This window comes from Oleiphilus sp. HI0043 (assembly GCF_001634935.1).
In genome coordinates, this window is the sequence record NZ_LWEY01001524.1 from 1 (window position 1) to 792 (window position 792).

At 44.4% G+C, this 792-nt stretch carries 1 protein-coding gene; it reads right to left on the bottom strand.

Annotated elements, in window-relative coordinates:
• Positions 1-294: 294 nt before the first annotated feature.
• On the bottom strand, positions 295-792 hold a 498-nt coding region (locus A3729_RS22325), incomplete at its 5' end, for a molybdopterin dinucleotide binding domain-containing protein (RefSeq protein WP_304439742.1).

A 792-nucleotide genomic window follows, 5' to 3' on the forward strand; every position in this document is an offset into this window, starting at 1 on the left:
AGCCAATTCACCACTGTACTTGTCATAGACCTTCAAGTCCTGATTGGCAAAAACGGCTTTATTCGAAAGATAGTAAGGATAATTTTCGTTCAGCATAAGACAGAGCTTCCTGGATATCGAAACAAGTTATTTGCTTTACGATAACAAGGCTACCCATAATATTGAACTGCTTTTTCTTTTGGCTTGCAGGGTACAAAACCAATATATACCGACCGTAGGCAGAGACTTCCGCCCCTCGCTGGAATCTGCCACGTGCTAGCCCGCCCGCAAGCCGTGAAAGTCTCTGCCTACAACTTAGGAAGCTATTCTCTCTAAATGCGCCGGTACATACTTATGATAAGGCGTTTTAGTAAACGGATCACAGTGGGAACCTGCTGTTAAAAAGTTTATAGCAGGGCCATTAGGCTCGCCATCTTTGTAGCGCATACCATAACCGTGAGGCAAGGTAACCATACCCTGACGAACACCCTCGTCGATTTCGACACTCACTTCGAGCTGGCCTTGCGCGGTTTTACAAAGCAGCTTATCCCCTTTGCCAACACCTAGTGATTCTGCATCGTCAGGGTGAATACGTAAAGCGCCGTCTTTATCAACTTTACGCCATGCTGGATTTCTAAAAATTTGGTTTGAATTATAGGCGCGCCTTTCCCCAGCCATCAGAATAAAGGGATAGCCATCATCGAATTTCAAACCATTGTTCAGACCTCTTAATTCCGAGAACACTTCATCAATTTCCAGGTGAATGCGGCCATCTTTATTACGAATAAACTTCCACATTTCATCAAAGGTATG